Here is a 2,688-nt window from a genome sequence, read left to right on the forward strand (position 1 = left end):
CCACGTTATAGCGATAGGTAACTTTTTGATGTTATCTCCAAGTTTTCCCCCGCTTCACACCGTACATGAAACTTTCGCTTCATACGGCGTTCCATCATATCCAAATAGATTTATAAGTTATTTCCCAGTTATTGTCTGGTATCCGTAATTCGTCCGTATTCTGTTCAGTTTTTTCTTCTGCTGACTATTAAGAACATAACCTTTTAACAGTGATTTTGCTTCGTCTGCTGATTCTGTTAGGATTGCCTTTGCAATGGGAATTTCCACAAATGCCAGATTAGAATATCTATCAAGGTTATCTCCTTTGTCTGATTTGTGAATACATATCAGAGTGGACGGAGTTCCTCGACGATTCATTACATAGCAGTTGCCTTGTTGTGCGATATATGCCGAAATACGATTGTCGTTAAACTCTACGCTATCGGCAGGGTTTTCATTTTCCAACAACGCTCGGATTTCTTCTTTTGTTACAACTACAACGTCCTCATGCACCTTGTTTCTCCCTTGCTTTGTAAAATTACAAATATCTTGCGAGAAATTCATAGGATTTTTGTGTTGTACTCCTTGAATCGGCAATAGCGGATTATCCGCAATCATCACTATTTTTGTTTTTGGTCTGATTCCTTTTGTCTTGCTCTGAAATTCTGAACTTGTACTTTCAAATGGAACTGATTTTGCAATGTTCCTTAAACGGATTCGTATGGTCGGTAAGAGAGCGTAACTTACTTCTGTCAGGTTGTTATATACGTTAGTTGCTATGCAGTAGTAATTCTGCATACCGATAACTGTCAGATTATATCTGCTGATATTGAAGCCAGTCGTATGTCTGGCTATATCTTTTACCTTTAACTTTAAATTTGTTTTCGCTTTCTTTAATGCTTTTTGGTTCATATCTGTTTTGGCAACATAACCGTGTTTCGTTCTTCCTTTTGGGATGACTTTGATTTTGAAACCCAGAAAATCTGATGAATTTTTCTTCAGATTTACTACCTTTGATTTCTCTGGACTGATTTCTAATTTCAGCCTTTTATTAAGAAAATCTACGGTACTGTGGTAAAATCTTTGTGCTTCTCCATAGGTTGAACACATGATTTTAAAATCATCAGCGTAACGTACAATAAAACCGCTTTTCAGTTTGGTATATTTCTTTGCGTATTGAAGCCACCCATTTTTACTGCGGTTCTTCGGCTGGAATGTTTCCCACTGACTGCTTACCCACCAGTCTAATTCATTAAGGACTATGAGGGAGAGCAGTGGACTTAACAGACCGCCTTGTGGCGTTCCTTTTTCTGGGACACCCTCGCCGTCAATTTCGGCTTTCAGCATTTTGCTGATAATGCAAATCAATCTTTTATCCCGAATACCAAGTGTCCAGATTTGTTTTAATAGTTTTCCATGATTGACATTATCGAAAAATCCTTTAATGTCTACGTCAACACAGTAATGATATTTTGATAAATTTATCAGTGTCGTTACTCTGCTGACTGCATGGTGGGCACTTCGATTCGCACGGAATCCATAGGAATGATTATGGAACTTTGGTTCGCATATCGGCTCTAGGACTTGCAGGATACATTGTTGTACCAGCCTGTCCCAGATACACGGAATCCCCAATGGACGCATTTTATCGCTCCCAGCTTTTGGAATGAAAACACGTCTGACTGATTTGGGGCGGTAGTTGCTAAGGCTTTCCCGAACGGTAGCAACAATCTCAGCATTGCTGAGTTGTTTTATATCGTCTATCGTCATTCCATCCGTTCCAGCCGTTTTACTGCCACTGTTTGATTTCAGATTACGGTAAGCTAAACAAATATTTTGTTCCGAACCAATAATTTCAAGTAACTTATAAAAGTTATTACCGTTCTTGCTCTGTGCGTATAACTCGTCATAAATATGTTGCATATCATAATACTCGTTATAGCGGAGCTTGTTTTTCTTTAGCATGGTCTGTACCCTCCTTGTTTGCAGGAGCAAGTACATCTCTTAGTCTTACTCGAACCCATACCATTTTTCTTAGTAATTCTATTCTTCATATGACTAGTGGCTATCCCTCCACCGCTTGTTATCACGGTTTCATAGGTACTGTGCCACCACTCTCACTGACATTAACACACCTTATATCATTGCTAATCTCACAATAACTTTCTAATGTGAACACTTCACAGACAGTAAAATCTCCATGTTGTCAGCTTTCAACGTTCCAAACACACTATCTGTACATATATCCTTAGGTTTCCTCTATAAGCCTGCTACCTTGATAACGCCTTTAACGTTATATGGATTTTCATAAATGCGGAGTCTTACTCACCCACAGTAGCGACACTGTTTGTGTCACTGGACATTTCTATCCAGCCCCGATATAGACCTGTACATTCAAGGATTCGTCAGTAGACCTCTCATCTACATTCTAACCATAGATATTTTATAGACTTCCGGCATATAGGACACAACGCCCACCTCTGGGAATCTTTCGTCAGCATTATCTGTTACGGTGTCTGTCTGCCGACTTCACCGAGCTTCTGACAGAGCCTTGTTTACTCAAGTTTCTGCCAGTCGGAGTATTAAAGTAGCCTTTCAGGGCGTTACCCCGTCATTCGACTATTCGTGTGTTTAGTTCTCCAACACACATTAAATATTGATTTAATGAAGTGCTGTGCCTACTCTTTTCAAGTAGGAACGTTTCGCACC

General features: G+C 39.5%; 1 protein-coding gene. It reads right to left on the reverse strand.

What is annotated here, in order from left to right:
* Window positions 1-117: 117 nt before the first annotated feature.
* Window positions 118-1,944, reverse strand: coding sequence for a group II intron reverse transcriptase/maturase (gene ltrA, locus GVJ38_RS13990; protein WP_159723806.1), 1,827 nt, complete (start codon window positions 1,942-1,944; stop codon window positions 118-120).
* Between the last annotated feature and the right edge of the window lie 744 nt (window positions 1,945-2,688).

This window comes from Enterococcus sp. CSURQ0835 (genome assembly GCF_902706605.1).
GTDB lineage: Bacteria > Bacillota > Bacilli > Lactobacillales > Enterococcaceae > Enterococcus_A.

Bases quoted from the DNA above. Each gene is read 5' to 3' on its own strand.
- ltrA (WP_159723806.1), bottom strand. From the start codon at position 1,944: ATGCTAAAGAAAAACAAGCTCCGCTATAACGAGTATTATGATATGCAA.